The organism is Streptomyces sp. RLA131, assembly GCF_056270125.1.
In genome coordinates, this window is sequence record NZ_JBWDOQ010000002.1 from 1,827,977 (window position 1) to 1,845,103 (window position 17,127).

The window sequence follows — 17,127 nt, forward strand, 5'->3', positions numbered from 1 at the left end:
CGCGGACGGGGTCCCACCCGGTCGGAGCACGCCGCACCGGCCGGACGGGACCCCGCGATGTCACAGTGCCAGCGACTGCCCCGGCACGATCAGGTTCGGATCGGCGCCGATCACGGCCCTGTTGACGGCGTAGAGCTTCTTCCAGGTGGTGCCGTGGGCGGCGGCGATACCGCTGAGGGTGTCGCCGGAGGCCACCGTGTAGTGACCGCCGTGCGTCGTCGCGCGGCTCTGGCCGCGCGCGGTGTGCGTGCCGCGCCCGCTGCCGTTGGTGGTGGACTTCGGCACTGTCGCCCGTGTCCGGTTCTCGGCTCCGGCGGCCGGCGCCGCGGTGCCGTACGCGCCCGCCTTCACGGAGCAGGTCGGCCAGGCCCCCCAGCCCTGGGCACTCTGCACCTTCGTCGCGACGGCGATCTGCTGGGTCCTGCTGGCCCGGTCGGCGGTCGCCGCGTAGGCGGTGCCGCCGTACGCCCGCCAGGTGCCTGCGGAGAACTGCAGTCCGCCGTAGTACCCGTTGCCTGTGTTGATCTGCCAGTTCCCGCCGCTTTCGCAGCTCGCGATGCGGTCCCACACTCCGCTGTCGGCGGCCGATGCCTGTCCCGCCGTGGCCATGAGGGCCAGTGGGGTCAGGCCGGCGGTGATGCCGACGAGTACTGCGGTGTTCCGGTACTTGGCTGTGACGGCCATGGATTCCCTCTCCACGGACCCGGGAAGTCCCCCTGCTGTTGCTGCTGGACCGCCTGCCCGGCGTATCGGACGCCGTTGGCACGCGGTCCGGTCGCTCGCCGGCGAGTGGTGCCGTAACACTTCATGGTCACCCTCCGTACGAGCCCTCCCGGGCGGTGCTCCTTGCACACGGCGGAGGAATCTAGGCAGTACGGGCTGCGGAAGCAACCAAGTGCCTTGCCGTGCAGGCCAGTTGATGGTTACTCGGAGTAAAGGCCAATTCCGGACACCCTATTTGTCGCCTGATATCGCATTACATCAATACACCTCATATGCGGGCTGTGATTCAGCTCATATCCACACCGGCCCACCCATGGGCCGTAGTTGACATGGAGTAACCAATTCCGGTTCTGAACTCACCGTGTGCATCCGACATGTGTTCCGGGATCGGAGAAAGGCGTGACTCCCACCACAGATCCTCCGTTGTCACTATGTGCCGGGCACAGCCCGGCGAAGAGCCCGCACAGTCAAGGAGGCCCTCGTGCCGGCCATGCTCGATGTCAGCGACGACGTACGCGCCGAGATCGGTGAACAGGAGGCCGCGCGTCTGCTGGCCGGCGACAGCGCGCCGGGCACATACGACTGCACCTCCTGCCGCACCCCGGGCGACAGCTCCAGGGAACGCACCAGCACCGTGCTGTTCGTCGGCGAGGAGACCGCCGTCCTCGCCTTCGCCCATGCCACCTGCATCCCCTCACAGGTCGTGCCGGTGCCCGAGCAGCAGCTCCAGGGCGCGGTGCACAGCATCGAGGGCGACGGCACGGGCCCCGGCTCCGCCGCCGAGGCCGAAGCCGCGGCAGCGGCGGCGCAGGCCGACACCCAGCCGCGGCAGGCGGTGCTCGGCATCACCTGCGGGCTCGTCCTGGTCAAGGACGCGATCTGCCCCACCCTGGTGATCGAGCCCACCGGACCGATCGCCCGCCCCGGCCAGGACGGCGACTCCGACGAGTTCCTGCCCATCCTGATGGAGCAGGGCTTCCTGCCGGTCCGCGACCTGGTCATGCCGCCCTCCCCGCTGCCCGGCTGGTCCGTCCTGCTGGCCATGGGGCAGCTGCACGCCATCCTCCAGCCCGGCGCGGTCGGCGCCTGGTGGCAGGCCCACCAGCCGCTGGCGGTCAGCGACGGCTGGCGCGCCGCCGTCAACAAGTCCAACGAGGTGTACGTCTACGCGGCCCCGGCCGGCTCCATCGGCCAGCAGCCCCGCGAGGACCTGCTCCAGGCAGCCCTCGTCCGCGCCGCCGAGCGCGGCCTCCTGGTCGGCGCGACCATGCCGCTCTCCGGCACCTGATCTGCGCCTGACCCTCGCCTGACCTGCCGTCAGCCGACGGGGCGCGTACGGATTTCCGTACGCGCCCTCGTCGTGCGCGAGCCGCGGGGGTGATTCGGCCTCACGCCCCGCATCCAGGACGAACCGTCGCTCGTTGGCACAGACGTGCACACCTTTGACGCCTCCCGAGCCCAGTTCCGCAGCCAGATCCCCGCCATGCGCGCCGCGTCGCAGGACACCCCGGGAGGCTCGGGCACGCCGATCTACGACGCTCTCTACGCCGAGTACCGCCGTCTCTTCCGCAGCCTGCCCGGCGACCGCACCGGTGAGGAATCGCTCCGCTTCAACGGCTTCGAGCCCCTCCATCGCGCCGCCGGCCGCCACCGCGGCACGCTGCCCGCCGCGCTCCCCCCGGGCACGACGGACAACCGCCAGCACGGCCAGTAACGGCGGAAGCCGCCCTGCTTCTCGCGCCCGCGCTGCCGCCGGCGCCGGATACCGCGACATCGCGGGGAGCGACCCCCGCACCCCACGAAGCCGGGCGGCCCCGCCCCCGCACGAAGAGGGCCGCAGGCCCTACTTCTTGCGCCCGCGCTTCTCCCGCACGCGCACCGAGACCTGCACCGGCGTCCCCTCGAAGCCGAACTCCTCACGCAGCCGGCGCTCGATGAAGCGGCGGTAGCCCGCCTCCAGGAAGCCGGAGGCGAAGAGGACGAAACGCGGGGGCTTGGTACCGGCCTGGGTTCCGAACAGGATGCGGGGCTGCTTGCCGCCGCGGACCGGGTGGGGGTGGGCGGCGACGATCTCACCGAGGAACGCGTTGAGGCGGCCGGTGGGGACGCGGGTCTCCCAGCCCTCCAGGGCCGCCTCGATGGCCGGGACGAGCTTCTCCATGTGGCGGCCGGTGAGCGCCGAGACGTTCACCCGGGGCGCCCACTGGACCTGCACCAGCTCCTGCTCGATCTCGCGTTCGAGGTAGTAGCGGCGCTCCTCGTCGAGCTGGTCCCACTTGTTGTACGCGATGACGAGCGCGCGTCCGGCCTCGACCGCCATCGTGATGATCCGCAGGTCCTGCACGCTGATGGACTCGCTGCCGTCGATCAGGACGACCGCGACCTCGGCCTTCTCGACCGCCGCGGCGGTGCGCAGCGAGGCGTAGTAGTCGGCGCCCTCCTGCAGGTGGACGCGACGGCGGATGCCGGCGGTGTCCACGAACTTCCAGGTCTTGCCGCCGAGCTCGATCAGCTCGTCGACCGGGTCGCGGGTGGTGCCGGCCACCTCGTTGACGACGACCCGCTCCTCCCCCGCGACCTTGTTCAGCAGCGAGGACTTGCCGACGTTGGGCCGGCCGATCAGCGCGACCCGGCGCGGGCCGCCCAGGGCGACGCCGAAGGTCTGGGCGGGTGCCTCGGGGAGGGCTTCGAGGATGGCGTCCAGCAGGTCGCCGGTGCCGCGGCCGTGCAGCGAGGAGACCGGGTACGGCTCACCCAGGCCCAGGTTCCACAGCGCGGTGGCGTCCGCCTCGCCGGAGGGGCCGTCGACCTTGTTGGCGGCCAGGACGACGGGCTTGCCGGCCCGGCGCAGCAGCTTGACGACGGCCTCGTCGGTGTCGGTCGCGCCGACCGTGGAGTCCACGACGAAGACCACCGCGTCGGCGGCGTCGATCGCGAACTCCGCCTGCGCGGCGACGGACGCGTCGATGCCGAGCACGTCCTGCTCCCAGCCGCCGGTGTCGACGAGCTTGAAGCGGCGGCCGTTCCAGGTGGCCTCGTACGTCACCCGGTCCCGCGTCACACCGGGCTTGTCCTCGACGACCGCCTCGCGGCGGCCGATGATCCGGTTCACCAGGGTCGACTTGCCGACATTGGGCCGGCCGACCACCGCGAGCACCGGCAGCGGGCCGTGGCCGGCCGCCGCCAGGTCACCGGCGACCTCGTCGAGGTCGAAGCCCTCCTCGGCGGCGAGCTCCATGAACTCGGCGTATTCGGCGTCGCCGAGCGCGCCGACCTCGCCGTGCTGGTTCTCGATGTCCATGAAGCGTCTTCTCCGTCGATCGTTGTCAGTCCGGGTCCTGCGCGTCTGCTCAGACCCCGGTGTGGTTCAGGGACGCGGTGCGTGCCCCGTGGCACGCCTCGCGTACTTCAGGTGCGCCGTCAGGCGCTCCTGGATGCGGACCGTCGCGGCGTCCATCGCCGTACGGGTGCGCCGGCCGCTGCCGTCGCCGGCGTCGAAGGGGTCACCGAAGACCACGTCGATCCGGCTGCGCAGCGGCGGCAGCGCGGGGACCATCCGGCCGGAGCGGGCGCTGCCCAGCACCGCGACCGGTACGACGGGCGCGCCCGAGCGCACCGCGAAGTAGGCCAGACCGGCCCTCAGCTCGGCGAAGTCGCCGTCGCCTCGGGTGCCCTCGGGGAAGATCCCGAGCACCCCGCCGCGCTCCAGCAGGCCGAGCGCGGCGGTGATGGCCGTACGGTCGGCGCTCGCGCGGTCGACCGCGACATGGCCGACCGCGCGCAGAAACGGGTCGAGCGGTCCGACGAAGGCTTCCTTCTTGACCAGGAAGTGCACCGGACGCGGCGAGGTGCCGATGATCATCGGACCGTCGACGTTGTGCGAGTGATTGCCGGCCAGGATCACCGGCCCCGAGGCCGGCACCCGCCAGGCGCCCAGCACGCGGGGCCGCCACAGGCCGTTCATCAGCCCGATCCCGATCCGGCGGCCGACCGCCGCGCCCCGGTGTCCTGGGGTTTGTGGAGTCACGCGGCGTCCCGCTTCTCCTCGATGAGCGTGACCACGCACTCGATGACCTGGTCCAGGGTGAGGTCGCTGGTGTCGACCTCCACCGCGTCCGCCGCCTTGGCCAGCGGCGATGTCTTGCGCCCGGAGTCCGCGGCGTCCCGCTTGACCAGTGCCGCCTGCGTCGCGGCCAGGTCGGCCGCCTCGGTGGCCTTGAGCTCCCCGGCGCGGCGCGCGGCGCGCGCGGCGGCCGAGGCGGTCAGGAAGATCTTCACCGTCGCGTCGGGCAGCACCGTGGTACCGATGTCGCGGCCCTCGACGACGATGCCGCCGGCCGCCTTCACCGCCGTCTCGCGCTGGAGCTCCAGCAGCCGGGCCCGCACCTCCGGCACCGCGCTGACCGCGCTCACCGCCGCCGTGACCTCCTGGGTACGGATCGGCGCGGACGCGTCCATCCCGTCCACGGTGATGGTCGGCGCCAGCGGGTCGCTCCCCGACTCGATCACCGGCTTCCCGGCGGCGTCCGCCACCGCGACCGCGTCGTGGACGTCTATGCCGTTGTTCAGCATCCACCAGGTGATCGCCCGGAACTGGGCCCCGGTGTCCAGATAGCTCAGGCCGAGCTTGGCCGCGACCGCCTTCGAAGTGCTGGACTTGCCAGTGCCCGAGGGGCCGTCGATCGCGACGATCACCGGATTCGACACAGTCGGGGGACCTTTCTGGTGCACGGTGGAAGACGGCCATATCGTGTACGCCGTCCCTCAAGGTTACCGGCCCCCCGCTGGGGCCTGTACCACGGACAGCCCCGGCCCCGCTGCGGGGCGGCAGCGGCGTGCGGGATCACACCCGCAGCGACCAGCCCCGCTCCCGCAGCGCCGCCGCCAGCACCGGCGCCGCCGACGGCTCCACCATCAGCTGCACCAGACCCGCCTGCTGTCCGGTGGAGTGCTCTATGCGCACATCCTCGATATTGACCCCCGCCCGTCCCGCGTCGGCGAAGACCCGCGCCAGCTCACCGGGCTGGTCACCGATGAGGACGGCGACGACCTCGTAGGACTTGGGGGCGGAGCCGTGCTTGCCGGGGACCTTGGCCTGGCCGGCGTTGCCGCGGCGGAGGAGGTCCTCGATGCCGGTGGCGCCCTCGTGGCGCTTGGCCTCGTCGGCGGACTGGAGGGCGCGCAGTGCCTGGACGGTCTCGGTGAGGTCGCCGGCGATGTCGGCGAGCACGTCGGCGACGGGACCGGGGTTGGCGGAGAGGATGTCGATCCACATACCGGGCTCGGAGGCGGCGATCCGGGTGACGTCACGGATGCCCTGGCCGCACAGCCGTACGGCGGTGTCCTCGGCGTGCTGGAGACGGGCGGCGACCATGCTGGAGACCAGGTGCGGGGTGTGCGAGACCAGGGCGACGGCCCGGTCGTGGGCGTCGGCGTCCATGACGACGGGTACGGCCCGGCAGAGGGCGACGAGCTCCAGGGCGAGGTTGAGGACCTCGGTGTCGGTCTCCGGCGTGGGGGTGAGGACCCAGGGGCGGCCCTCGAAGAGGTCGGCGGTGGCGGCCAGCGGGCCGGAACGCTCGCGGCCGGACATCGGGTGGGTACCGATGTACGAGCGCAGGTCGACCCCGAGGGCCTCCATGTCGCGGCGCGGGCCGCCCTTGACGGAGGCGACGTCGAGGTAGCCGCGGGCCAGTCCGCGCCGCTGGGCGGCGAACAGCGTGGTGGCGACGTGCGCGGGCGGCACCGCGACGAGGGCCAGGTCGACCTGCCCGGCCGGGGCCTCGTCCGTGCCGGCGCCGAGGGCGGCGGCGGTGCGCGCGGCGGTGCGGTCGTGGTCCTCCAGGTGCACCCCGACGCCGCGCGCGGCGAGCGCGAGCGCGGCGGAGGTGCCGATGAGGCCGGTGCCGATGACGATGGCGGTTCTCACTGGGCGATGTCCTTGCGCAGGGCGCCCGCGGCACCGAGGTAGACGTGGGAGACCTCGCCCTTGCCCAGTCCGGTCTCGACATGGGCGAGTATGCGCACGACGCGGGGCATCGCGCCGGCGATGTCGAGCTCCTGCGCGCAGACCAGCGGCACGTCGGTGATGCCGAGCTTGCGCGCGGCGACCGCCGGGAAGTCGCTGTGCAGGTCGGGGGTGGCCGTGAAGATCACACTGATGAGGTCGTCCACCGCGAAGGCGTTGCGCTCCAGGATGGCGGTGAGCAGCTCGGCGACCTGCTCGTGCATGTGCCCGGCCTCGTCCCGCTCCAGCTGGACGGCTCCGCGGACCGCTCGTACCGCCACGTCATGCTCCTTGTGTCCCTGGTGTGCGTACCGGATCAGCGTAGTCGTGGGGCGACGGTACGCGGCCGGGCCGACCGCCCTGCGAGACGCGCGGGGTCCGGGCCCGGCGGAACCGGTACAACATGTGCATGATCTTCCATCTGGTGCCGCTGGACGACTGGCTGCGCGACCCGGAGCGCCCGTACGCCCCCGCGTCGCTGGCGCGGGAGGGCTTTGTGCACTGTTCGCCGGACGAGGCGACCACCCTGGCGGTCGCCAACGCCTTCTACCGCGACACCGCCGGCCCGCTGATGGCGCTGCTCATCGACGAGCGGCTGCTGGACGCCGAGGTCGTCTGGGAGGACCCCGACCCGGCGCCGCCGGCCGGCGCCCCGCCGGGCACCCGCTTCCCGCACGTGTACGGGCGCGTCAACCGCGGCGCGGTGGCCGGGATGATGGAGGTCCGCCGTGACGCGGACGGAGAGGCCCGGTCACTGGCCCTGTGGTCCTGAGCGCCGGTCCGAAGCGCCGTTTCTGTGACGTTGCGCCCCTGGACGCGGCATTCGCGATCCGCTTCCATGGTGGTGGCCTGATGCCGCCTCGGGGGAGGACCGCACATGACGCGATCCGGACCGCTCCACACCCTTCTCGCCGGGCTGGCCCTCGCCCTGGTGATGCTGTCGCTCAACGCCACCACGGGCTCGGGCACCTCGTCGTACGGCGGCGCCCCGCCGTCTCCCGTCTCCGCCGCGCCGTCGGCTTCCGCCGCGCCCTCGGGTTCCTCGTCGCCTTCGCCGTCACCGACGGGGAAGGCGACGAACCCGGCGTCACCGGCCGCGCCGCCCGACGCGGACTACGCGGGCCGCACCGCCGACCGCACCGCGAGCGTGGCCATCACCCTGAGCAGGGGCAGGGCGGTCGCCTACGTCTGCGACGGCCGCACCAAGGAGGCCTGGCTGCGCGGTGACGTGGCGGCCGACGGCGGTATGCGGCTCACCGGCGCGAACGGCGCGCGGCTGGACGGCACCGTGTCCGGCACCGGCAGCCGCAGCCATGTCACCGGCACCGTCGAACTCACCGGCCGCGACTGGCGGTTCAGCGCCGCCCGGGCGGTCAAACCGTCCGGGCTGTACCGGGCGACCGGGCGGGTGCGGGGCGCCCGCGTCGTCGGCGGCTGGATCGTGCTCCGGGACGGCGCGCAGGTCGGCGTCGTCAACCGCGACGGCACGCCGTCCGCCGCGCCGTCCATCGACCCGGAGACCGGCGCCGTGACCGTCGACGGCACCCGGCTCACCGCCAAGCCCGTCGTCCCCTGACCGCCCGAGCCCGGAGCCGCCCCATGAGCGCCGACCCGAACGCCCGCACGGCCTCCTTCTCCCCTCCGCCCGGCGACCGGGAGAGCGGCCCGCGCGGCGCCGCCGTCTACCTCGCGCCGGCGCTGGCCGCCGCCGCGGTCGCCGTCGCCCTGGGCGCGTACGGCAGGCTCCACGACCCGGCGGGCACCGCCTTCAACCTGGCCGGTTTCTCCAGCACGGGTGCCGTCAAGTCCTGGCTGGCCTCGGCCGCCTTCGCCTTCGCGCTGGTCCAGCTCGCCTCGGCGCTCGCCATGTACGGGAGGATTCCCGCCCTGCGCGACGCGTCCTGGACCGGCCCGCTCCACCGCTGGTCGGGGCGGGCCGCCTTTCTGCTGGCCGTCCCGGTCGCCGTGCACTGCCTGTACGCGCTGGGCTACCAGACGTACAGCCCCCGCGTGATGTGGCACTCCCTGCTCGGCTGCTTCTTCTTCGGTGCCTTCAGCGCGAAGATGCTGCTGCTCCGCTCGGAGCGGCTGCCCGGCTGGCTGCTGCCGGTGGTCGGCGGTCTGGTCCTGACCGGGCTCACGCTGCTGTGGCTGACCTCCGCGCTGTGGTTCTTCCGTACCCACGGGGTCAGCACATGAGGCGCCGCGCGCTGCTGGCCGGGCTGACAGGACTCACCGGCCTGACGGGACCGGCCGGGCTGGCCGGCTGCGCCCGGTACGGCGACGAGGGCGCCGGCGCCCCGGCGCAGCCCTCCGCGCTCCCTTCGGGCGGCGGCGGCGAACCGCTGGTGCGGGCCTCAAAGGTGCCGGTGGGCGGCGGCACCGTCCTGGCCGACCGGAAGATCGTGGTCACCCAGCCCACCGCGGGCGACTTCAAGGCCTTCTCCGCCGTCTGCACCCACCAGGGCTGCACGGTCAAGGATGTCTCCGGCGGCACCATCAACTGCCCCTGCCACGGCAGCAGATTCCGGGTCGCCGACGCCTCCGTGGCCGCCGGACCGGCCCCCTCCCCGCTGCCGGCCCGGCAGATCAGCGTAAAAGCCGGTGAGATCCTGCTCGGCTGACGCGTACGATCCGCCCTCATGCACGCCCACGACCTGGTCCGCCACCACACCGTCTACGCCTGCGTCATGGGCTCGCGCGCCTTCGGCCTCGCCACCGACGCCAGCGACACCGACCTGCGCGGGGTGTATGTCGCGCCCACCCCGCTGTTCTGGCGGCTGGCCAAGCCCCCCGCCCATGTGGAGGGCCCCGCCGAGGAGCAGTTCAGCTGGGAGCTGGAACGCTTCTGCGAACTCGCCCTGCGCGCCAACCCCAACGTCCTGGAGTGCCTGCACTCCCCCCTGGTCCGGCACGCCGGCCCCACCGGCCGCGAACTCCTCGACCTGCGCGGGGCGTTCCTGTCCCGCCGGGTCCACGACTCCTTCGGCCGTTACGCCACCGCCCAGTTGAGGAAGTTCCGTACCGGCCCGCCCCGCTGGAAGCCGGCCATGCACCTGCTGCGGCTGCTGACCAGCGCCCGCGACCTGCTGCGCACCGGCGAGCTCCACATCGACGCCGGCGAGCACCGCGACCGGCTCCTGGCCGTCCGGCGCGGCGAGGTCCCCTGGCCCGAGGTGCGGTCCTGGGCGCTGCGGCTCACCGCCGAGACGGACGCCGCCGCGCTGCGCACGCCGCTGCCGGCCGAGCCGGACCGGGCCCGCGTCGAGGACTTCCTGATCCGCGTCCGGCGCGCGTCCTGCGGCCAGGGCTGAGCTACGCCGCGACCCGGGTCCGTACGACGAGGTCGTGCAGCGCGCCGTAGGCCGTGGCCTCGTCGGGCAGCCGGGAGGTCTCCTGGGCGTGGTCGAGGGCGGCGTGCAGGCCCTCGACGTCGGCACGGACCTGCTTGGGGTCGAGGTCCTCGGCGAGGCCGTGCTCGGCGAGGACCTTGTCCCGGATCAGCTCGCGGACGTACGGGGGCGCCGGGATCCCGGTCCCCAGCAGGGTGGGCAGATGGGCCTCGACGGTGCCGGTGCCCATGAGGTGGATGCCGGTGAGCAGCACGCGGAAGGTGTAGAGGAGCGGCTTGATCTCGCGGGTCTTCTCGTACAGCTCCCACTGGGTGCGGGCGAAGCCGCGGTAGTGGTGGGCGTGGTGGCGGGTGATGACGCCGGGCGCGAGGTCGACGAGCTGGGCGTGGACGGCGCCGGTGTGCACCACCAGGGGCGAGAGCAGCTGCTCCAGGACGTAGCCGTTGCGCCGCAGCATGAGGCGGGCGAACTTCAGCAGGTCGTGGGTGACGAGGTCGAGTTCGAGGCCGTCGCGGTCCCACATCCGGGTCTGGGTCTCCTCGCCCTCCCGCAGGCCGATGATGTCGGCCAGCGGCAGGAGGTGGACGCCGCGCACGTCCACGTCCGAGTCGCGCGAGGGGAACCCGTAGAGATGCGCGCCCGAGACGGTGGCGAACAGCAGCGGGTGGCCCTGCTCGGCGAGGACCGGGCTCAGATCGGGGAGCCCGGCCTCACGGAGGCGTTCGGAGTGGATGGTCATGGACGCCATCCTCCTCGGATCGGTGCCTGCCGGACCATGTGATTCTCGTTAAAGATCGCACGGGCTCCGGTACGGACCTGCTACAGCTCGACCTCGCGCATGAGCATCCCGACCTCGGTGTTGGTGAGCCTGCGCAGCCAGCCGGACTTCTGGTCGCCGAGCGGGATCGGCCCGAAGCTGGTGCGCACCAGGCGCTCCACGGGGAAACCGGCCTCGGCGAGCATGCGGCGCACGATGTGCTTGCGGCCCTCGTGGAGGGTCACCTCGACGAGGTAGTTCTTGCCGACGTTCTCCACGACGCGGAAGTGGTCGGCGCGGGCGAGCCCGTCCTCCAGCTCGATGCCGTCCTTGAGCCGCTTGCCCAGGTCCCGGGGCAGCGGGCCCTGGATCGCCGCGAGGTAGACCTTCTTGACGCCGTAGCGGGGGTGGGTGAGGCGGTGGGACAGCTCGCCGTGGTTGGTGAGCAGGATGATGCCCTCGGTCTCGGTGTCGAGACGGCCGACGTGGAAGAGCCGGCTCTCACGGTTGGTGACGTAGTCGCCCAGGCACTGGCGGCCGTCGGGGTCCTCCATGGTGGACACGACACCGGCCGGCTTGTTCAGCGCGAAGAACAGGTACGACTGGGTGGCGACGGTCAGGCCGTCGACCTTGACCTCGTCCTTGTTCGTGTCGACCCGGACACCCTGTTCGGTGACGACCCTGCCGTTGACCTCGACCCGCCGCTGCTCGATCAGCTCCTCGCAGGCACGCCGGGAGCCCATGCCGGCCCTGGCCAGCACCTTCTGCAGCCGCTCGCCCTCCTGCTCGGCGCCGGGGAAGGTCTTGGGCAGGTTGACCTTCGGCTTGTCGTGGCGGGCCCGGTTGCGCTCCTCGATCTGCGCGTCCAGCTCGCGCGGACGGGCCGGAAGGGGCTTGCGGCCGCGGTTGCCGGTGGGCTTGTTGCTCGGCTTGGAGGGGGCGACGCCGCCGGGCCGGTTCGCGCCGGACTGGCCGGTGTCGCCGACGTCGTAGCGGCGCTCCTCGGGCCTGGGCTTGGCCTTGCGCTTCTCCCCTTCCTTGGGGGCTCCGCGCCTGGCCGCGTCGCCGGTGCCGCCGGTGCCGCCCGCGCTGCGGGGTTTCCGGTTGCCGCCGCTGTTCCTGTCACTGCTTCGCATCAAGAATCCGTAATCGAGGTCGTGTCCGGTGCATCCGGGTCGAATGACGGAACCCCTTCGAGGGAGTCCGCCTCGACGGCGTCCGCCTCCGGGAGGAAGGGCGCGAGCTCGGGCAGTTCGTCCAGGCCGCGCAGGCCCATCCGCTCCAGGAAGTAGTTCGTCGTCCTGTACAGGATCGCACCTGTCTCGGGTTCCGTCCCACCTTCCTCCACCAGACCCCGTTGCAGGAGGGTGCGCATCACGCCGTCGCAGTTGACCCCGCGCACCGCCGAGACCCGCGAACGGCTCACCGGCTGCCGGTACGCGACGACGGCCAGGGTCTCCAGGGCGGCCTGGGTCAGCCGGGCCTGCTGGCCGTCCAGGACGAACTTCTCGACGGCCGGCGCGTACCCGGGCCGGGTGTAGAACCGCCAGCCGCCCGCGACGAGCCGCAGGTCGAAGCCGCGCCGGTCGCGCGCGTACTCGTCGGCGAGTTCGCGCAGGGCGCGGGCGATCTCGCGGCGGGGCCGCTCCAGGACCTTGGCCAGGCTCTCCTCGGTGGCGGGCTCGTCGACGACCATCAGCACGGCCTCCAGGGCCGGCCTGAGATCCAGCCCGCCGACGTCGGCGGAGAGCGACCCGGCGGGCTCGGGCACGGGCTCGGGCGCTTGGTCAGTCATCGTCCTTGCCGTCCTTCCTCACGGACTCCGCGGGCTTCGCGGGCTGGTCGAACTCGTCGGTCACCAGCGGTCGCGTCGTGGCGTCCGCCCCGGCCGTCCAGCGCACCAGGAGCGTACCGAGAGCCTCCTCCTGGTCCAGGGCGACCGCCTTCTCCCGGTAGAGCTCCAGCAGGGCCAGGAAGCGCGCCACGACGGTCAGGGTGTCCGCCGCGTCGGCCGTCAGTTCCTGGAAGCTGGCCTCGCCGCGCTCGCGCAGCAGCGCGATGACGTGCTCCGCCTGCTCGCGGACGCTCACCAGCGGCGCGTGGATGTGCTCGACGTAGACCTGCGGCTTCGGCCTGGGCTGCATCGCCTTCACCGCGAGCCGCGCGAAGCGCTCCGGGCCGACGCTGAGCACGACCTCCGGCAGCAGCTCGGCGTGCTGGGGCTCCAGACCGACCGTACGGGGGTGGTACAGCGCCTCGGCCTCCAGGCGCTCCGCGAAGATCGCCGCGATCCGCTTGTACGCCCGGTACTGCAGCAGGCGCGCGAAGAGCAGGTCCCGGGCCTCCAGCAGCGCCAGGTCCTCCTCGTCCTCGACCTCGGCGGCGGGCAGCAGCCGGGCCGCCTTCAGGTCGAGCAGGGTGGCGGCGACCACCAGGAACTCGGTGGTCTGGTCCAGGTCCCAGTCCGGGCCCATGGCGCGGATGTACGTCATGAACTCGTCCGTCACCTTGGACAGCGCGACCTCGGTCACATCCAGCTTGTGCTTCGAGATCAGCTGGAGGAGCAGGTCGAACGGCCCCTCGAAGTTCGCCAGCCGCACGGTGAACCGGGCCTCGGCGGGAGCGGCGGGAGCAGCGGGCTCGGCGGGAGCGGCGGGCTCGGCGGGGGTCGGAGCGGCGGGTTCCGGCTCGGCGACGGCTTGCTCGGGCTCGGGCGGTGGCGGTGGCGGGGGCTCGGGCGGTGGCGGTGGCTCGGGATCCCGGTCCCCGGCCAGGGGCGCGCCGCCGCCCCGGCCGAGGCGGCGGCGGGGCGGACCGGCGGGGACGTCGGGAGCGGGCATCGCGGTCCTGTGCTGGCTGCGGTGGGCGGGGCCGGGGGCGGGGGGACGACCCCTCCGCACCGTACCGCGCCCGAAGCGCTCAGCGGCCGCGCAGCCGCCGTACGAGGATGCTGGCGTCGCCGCGCGACTCCAGGTCGGCCAGGACCACCGCGACGGCCTCACGGACGATGCGGCCGCGGTCGACCGCCAGCCCGTGCTCGCCGCGCAGCACCAGGCGGGCGTGTTCGAGGTCCATGAGCTCCTCGGCGGAGACGTACACCGTGATCTTCTCGTCATGGCGCTCACGGCCGCTGGGGCGGCGGTTGGCGCGAGAGGACTTGCGGCGGGGCTGCTGCTGGGCCGCGGACTGGGCCGCGGCGGACGCGGGGGCCGGGCCGGGCTGCGGGCGGCGCTGCGGGGCCACGACCGCCTGGGACGGCTGCTCGGGGCCGGGGGCCGGCGCGGTGACCGTACGGGCCGTGGCGGCGTCGCCGTCCGGCTCGGCCCCGCGGCCGCCGTGCTCGGCGTCCTCCTCACCGGCCCCGGTGCCCGCACCGGACGCCGGTGCGGGCACCGCGCGCAGGCCCGGGGCCGACTGCTCCCCGTTGGCCTCCTGCCGTGGCGCCGAGGACTGGAGGGCCCTGCCCCCGGTGGTCCGGAAGAGCTCGTCGGCCCCCGGGAGACTCACTCGGCGTGACACCGGGCGAGCACCTCCCTGGCGAGCTGGCGATAGGCGGCTGCGCCGACCGAGTTGGAGGCGTACGTGGTGATCGGCTCACCGGCGACGGTGGTCTCCGGGAAGCGGACCGTACGTCCGATGACGGTGTGGAACACGTTGTCGTCGAAGGCCTCGACGACCCGCGCGAGGACCTCGCGGCTGTGCACCGTACGGGAGTCGTACATCGTGGCCAGGATGCCGTCGAGTTCGAGCTCCGGGTTGAGCCGCTCGCGCACCTTCTCGATGGTCTCCGTCAGCAGCGCGACACCGCGCAGCGCGAAGAACTCGCACTCCAGCGGCACGATCACGGTGTGGGCCGCGGTCAGCGCGTTGACGGTGAGCAGGCCGAGCGAGGGCTGACAGTCGATCACGATGTAGTCGTAGTCCGACATCAGCGGCTTGAGGGCGCGCTGCAGCGTGGACTCGCGGGCGACCTCGCTGACGAGTTGGACCTCGGCGGCCGACAAGTCGATATTGCTGGGGAGCAGGTCCATCCCCGGCACGGCCGTCTTGAGCAGCACCTCGTCGGCGGCCAGGCCCCGCTCCATGAGCAGGTTGTAGACCGTGATGTCCAGTTCCATCGGGTTGACCCCGAGCCCGACGGACAGCGCGCCCTGCGGGTCGAAGTCCACCAGCAGCACGCGACGGCCGTATTCGGCCAGCGCGGCACCGAGGTTGATGGTCGAGGTGGTCTTGCCGACCCCGCCCTTCTGGTTGCACATCGCGACGATCTTCGCCGGTCCGTGCTCGGTCAGCGGTCCGGGGATCGGGAAGTACGGCAGCGGGCGGCCGGTGGGGCCGACGCGCTCGCGTCGCTGACGGGCCGCGTCGGGCGCGAGCGTGGCCGCGTACTCGGGATCGGGTTCGTATTCCGCGTCGGGGTCGTAGAACTGACCGTCCTGCAGATCGTCCTCGTATGGCGCCATGGCTTGCGGTGCTTGCGTCTCCGGGTTGGTGCCGGGGCGGCGGGCTTCGAAGGTTCGCACGGCGACGGAGCCCACTGCCTCAAGCCGGCTCGGGCCGTTGGCAGATACGGTCATTCCTGGTTGACCACCCCCGGGAGCAAATGTCGACTCGTTCACAAGTCGTCTTACCTCCTTGGTGACCAGGCAACTTCTAGACAGGTCAGCGTTGCAGCATGCCGACGGTTCGCGACTCTATGGCGTGTCGGTGGTCCACAGCAACACAATCCGCCGGACACGGCGCGATGTGTCGGCAATCGAACACCCCTCTGTCAAGGGCGTAACGAGCCCGACGCCGACGTTTCGGAGGGGTACGAATCGGCAGAACAGTAACGTTCTACACCTACGGCCGGGTCGTGAGCGTCACGACCCGGCCGTAGGTATCAGATTGGCGACATGTTGACGAAGTCGACACTCACTCAGGCGAGCAACGACGTGATGTCGACCGCCTCCAGGCCGTGCGCCTCGGCCACGGGACCGTAAACGACCTGTCCCTCATGGGTGTTGAGGCCCCTGGCGAGCGCGGCGTCACGGCGCAGCGCGTCGCGCCAGCCGAGGTTGGCCAGTTCGACGATGTACGGGAGCGTGGCGTTGGTCAGCGCGTACGTCGAGGTGTTGGGGACCGCGCCGGGCATGTTGGCGACGCAGTAGAACACCGAGTTGTGCACCTCGAAGGTCGGCTCGGCGTGCGTGGTGGGGCGGGAGTCCTCGAAGCAGCCGCCCTGGTCGATCGCGATGTCGACAAGTACCGATCCCGGCTTCATGCGCGAGACCAGCTCGTTGGTGACCAGCTTGGGAGCCTTGGCGCCGGGGATCAGCACCGCGCCGATCACCAGGTCGGCCTCGACGACGGCCTTCTCCAGCTCGAAGCTGTTGGAGACGATGGTGGTGACCCGGGTGCCGAAGATCTTGTCGGCCTCGCGCAGCTTGTTGATGTCGCGGTCCAGCAGCGTGACATGGAAGCCCATGCCGATGGCGATCTGCGCGGCGTTCCAGCCGGAGACTCCGCCACCGATGACCACGGCCCTGGCCGGGGCCACACCCGGAACGCCGCCGGGGAGTACGCCACGGCCGCCGGCCGAGCGCATCAGGTGGTAGGCGCCGACCTGCGGGGCCAGCCGGCCGGCCACCTCGGACATCGGGGCCAGCAGCGGCAGGCCCCGGCCGGGAAGCTCGACGGTCTCGTAGGCGATGGCGGTGGTGCCGGACTCCAGCAGCGCGTCGGTGCACTCGCGGGAGGCGGCGAGGTGCAGGTACGTGAAGAGCGTCTGGTCCTTGCGGAGGCGGTGGTACTCCTCCGCGACGGGCTCCTTGACCTTCAGCAGCAGGTCGGCGGTGGCCCAGACCTCGTCGGCGGTACCGAGGATGGCCGCGCCCGCACCGGTGTACTCGGCGTCCGGGATGGAGGAGCCGAGACCGGCCCCCTGCTCCACGAAGACCTCGTGCCCGGCCCGGACGAGCTCATGCACACCGGCGGGCGTGATGGCCACGCGGAACTCGTTGTTCTTGACCTCGCGGGGGATGCCGACCTTCACGTCGATCACGGTCCTTGCGTAAACGGAGGGTTTTCAGGCAGGTCTCCGGAAATATCACGCCAAAGCAGGGTACGCCGGACCTGACCGCGATGTTCCACGGTACGACCAAGTGTAGTGAAGGAAGACTCACTGTCCAGCCTTACAAAGTGACCAGTTTTCGCGAAGACATTGGCATTTTCGTAGGTAGACGCCATCAGTCAAGGTCAGACCCGGGCCGACGGCACAGACCGGACGGGGCCGAACGGGGCGCGGC

At 72.1% G+C, this 17,127-nt stretch carries 20 protein-coding genes; 7 read left to right on the top strand and 13 right to left on the bottom strand.

Annotation, left to right across the window (positions count from 1 at the left end; all coding sequences use genetic code 11):
- Window positions 1-60 precede the first annotated feature (60 nt).
- Complete coding sequence (locus RWE79_RS09270) at window positions 61-684, bottom strand: LysM peptidoglycan-binding domain-containing protein (RefSeq protein WP_475939541.1); 624 nt, start codon at window positions 682-684, stop codon at window positions 61-63.
- Window positions 685-1,213: 529 nt separating this feature from the next.
- Here RWE79_RS09270 and RWE79_RS09275 point away from each other — a divergent pair.
- Window positions 1,214-2,011 carry a hypothetical protein gene (locus RWE79_RS09275; RefSeq protein WP_475945704.1) on the top strand — a complete coding sequence of 266 codons (798 nt, stop codon included), beginning with the start codon at window positions 1,214-1,216 and terminating at the stop codon, window positions 2,009-2,011.
- 144 nt (window positions 2,012-2,155) lie between these two features.
- On the top strand, window positions 2,156-2,437 hold the full coding sequence (locus RWE79_RS09280) for a hypothetical protein (protein ID WP_475939542.1): 282 nt from the start codon (window positions 2,156-2,158) through the stop codon (window positions 2,435-2,437).
- Between the two features lie 129 nt (window positions 2,438-2,566).
- Here the strand turns inward: RWE79_RS09280 and der are convergent, their stop codons facing one another.
- The 5 genes from der to aroH form a co-directional block, all read right to left on the bottom strand.
- Window positions 2,567-4,024 carry a ribosome biogenesis GTPase Der gene (gene der, locus RWE79_RS09285; RefSeq protein ID WP_475939543.1) on the bottom strand — a complete coding sequence of 486 codons (1,458 nt, stop codon included), beginning with the start codon at window positions 4,022-4,024 and terminating at the stop codon, window positions 2,567-2,569.
- A 66-nt stretch (window positions 4,025-4,090) separates the two neighbouring features.
- The gene (locus RWE79_RS09290) at window positions 4,091-4,687 is read right to left on the bottom strand and encodes a lysophospholipid acyltransferase family protein (RefSeq protein ID WP_475945706.1); all 597 of its coding nucleotides are present in this window, start codon (window positions 4,685-4,687) and stop codon (window positions 4,091-4,093) included.
- 59 nt (window positions 4,688-4,746) lie between these two features.
- Window positions 4,747-5,430, bottom strand: a complete 684-nt coding sequence (gene cmk, locus RWE79_RS09295) for a (d)CMP kinase (protein ID WP_475939544.1) — start codon at window positions 5,428-5,430, stop codon at window positions 4,747-4,749.
- 136 nt (window positions 5,431-5,566) lie between these two features.
- The gene (locus RWE79_RS09300; RefSeq protein WP_475939545.1) at window positions 5,567-6,652 is read right to left on the bottom strand and encodes a prephenate dehydrogenase; all 1,086 of its coding nucleotides are present in this window, start codon (window positions 6,650-6,652) and stop codon (window positions 5,567-5,569) included.
- On the bottom strand, window positions 6,649-7,011 hold the full coding sequence (gene aroH / locus RWE79_RS09305; RefSeq protein WP_475939546.1) for a chorismate mutase: 363 nt from the start codon (window positions 7,009-7,011) through the stop codon (window positions 6,649-6,651). Before aroH ends, RWE79_RS09300 begins: the two co-directional genes overlap by 4 nt.
- A gap of 128 nt (window positions 7,012-7,139) precedes the next feature.
- On the opposite strand from aroH, the gene RWE79_RS09310 reads away from it, so the two are divergent.
- The 5 genes from RWE79_RS09310 to RWE79_RS09330 all read left to right on the top strand — a co-directional run bounded on the left by RWE79_RS09310 (window position 7,140) and on the right by RWE79_RS09330 (window position 10,044).
- Window positions 7,140-7,502 carry a DUF952 domain-containing protein gene (locus RWE79_RS09310; protein WP_475939547.1) on the top strand — a complete coding sequence of 121 codons (363 nt, stop codon included), beginning with the start codon at window positions 7,140-7,142 and terminating at the stop codon, window positions 7,500-7,502.
- A gap of 105 nt (window positions 7,503-7,607) precedes the next feature.
- On the top strand, window positions 7,608-8,306 hold the full coding sequence (locus RWE79_RS09315) for a hypothetical protein (protein ID WP_475939548.1): 699 nt from the start codon (window positions 7,608-7,610) through the stop codon (window positions 8,304-8,306).
- A 23-nt stretch (window positions 8,307-8,329) separates the two neighbouring features.
- Window positions 8,330-8,929: a DUF6529 family protein gene (locus tag RWE79_RS09320; RefSeq protein ID WP_475939549.1), complete on the top strand. Its 600-nt coding sequence runs from the start codon at window positions 8,330-8,332 to the stop codon at window positions 8,927-8,929.
- Entirely contained in the window at window positions 8,926-9,354 is a 429-nt protein-coding gene (locus tag RWE79_RS09325) for a Rieske (2Fe-2S) protein (protein ID WP_475939550.1), read from the top strand. Before RWE79_RS09320 ends, RWE79_RS09325 begins: the two co-directional genes overlap by 4 nt.
- A gap of 18 nt (window positions 9,355-9,372) precedes the next feature.
- Window positions 9,373-10,044, top strand: a complete 672-nt coding sequence (locus tag RWE79_RS09330) for a nucleotidyltransferase domain-containing protein (protein ID WP_475939551.1) — start codon at window positions 9,373-9,375, stop codon at window positions 10,042-10,044.
- Window position 10,045: 1 nt separating this feature from the next.
- On the opposite strand, the gene RWE79_RS09335 is transcribed toward RWE79_RS09330, so the two are convergent.
- From RWE79_RS09335 to ald, 7 genes are all read right to left on the bottom strand, one after another.
- Complete coding sequence (locus RWE79_RS09335) at window positions 10,046-10,822, bottom strand: nucleotidyltransferase domain-containing protein (RefSeq protein ID WP_475939552.1); 777 nt, start codon at window positions 10,820-10,822, stop codon at window positions 10,046-10,048.
- A gap of 80 nt (window positions 10,823-10,902) precedes the next feature.
- Window positions 10,903-11,976, bottom strand: a complete 1,074-nt coding sequence (locus RWE79_RS09340) for a pseudouridine synthase (protein ID WP_475939553.1) — start codon at window positions 11,974-11,976, stop codon at window positions 10,903-10,905.
- Window positions 11,976-12,635: an SMC-Scp complex subunit ScpB gene (gene scpB / locus RWE79_RS09345; protein ID WP_475939554.1), complete on the bottom strand. Its 660-nt coding sequence runs from the start codon at window positions 12,633-12,635 to the stop codon at window positions 11,976-11,978. The genes RWE79_RS09340 and scpB overlap by 1 nt, the downstream gene beginning before the upstream one ends.
- On the bottom strand, window positions 12,628-13,680 hold the full coding sequence (locus RWE79_RS09350; RefSeq protein WP_475939555.1) for a segregation and condensation protein A: 1,053 nt from the start codon (window positions 13,678-13,680) through the stop codon (window positions 12,628-12,630). Before RWE79_RS09350 ends, scpB begins: the two co-directional genes overlap by 8 nt.
- 79 nt (window positions 13,681-13,759) lie before the next feature.
- A complete protein-coding gene (locus tag RWE79_RS09355; RefSeq protein WP_475939556.1) occupies window positions 13,760-14,359 on the bottom strand; it encodes a hypothetical protein in 600 nt (199 codons plus the stop codon).
- Window positions 14,344-15,303, bottom strand: coding sequence for a ParA family protein (locus tag RWE79_RS09360; protein ID WP_475945708.1), 960 nt, complete (start codon window positions 15,301-15,303; stop codon window positions 14,344-14,346). Before RWE79_RS09360 ends, RWE79_RS09355 begins: the two co-directional genes overlap by 16 nt.
- Window positions 15,304-15,758: 455 nt before the next feature.
- On the bottom strand, window positions 15,759-16,883 hold the full coding sequence (gene ald, locus RWE79_RS09365) for an alanine dehydrogenase (protein ID WP_475939557.1): 1,125 nt from the start codon (window positions 16,881-16,883) through the stop codon (window positions 15,759-15,761).
- Between the last annotated feature and the right edge of the window lie 244 nt (window positions 16,884-17,127).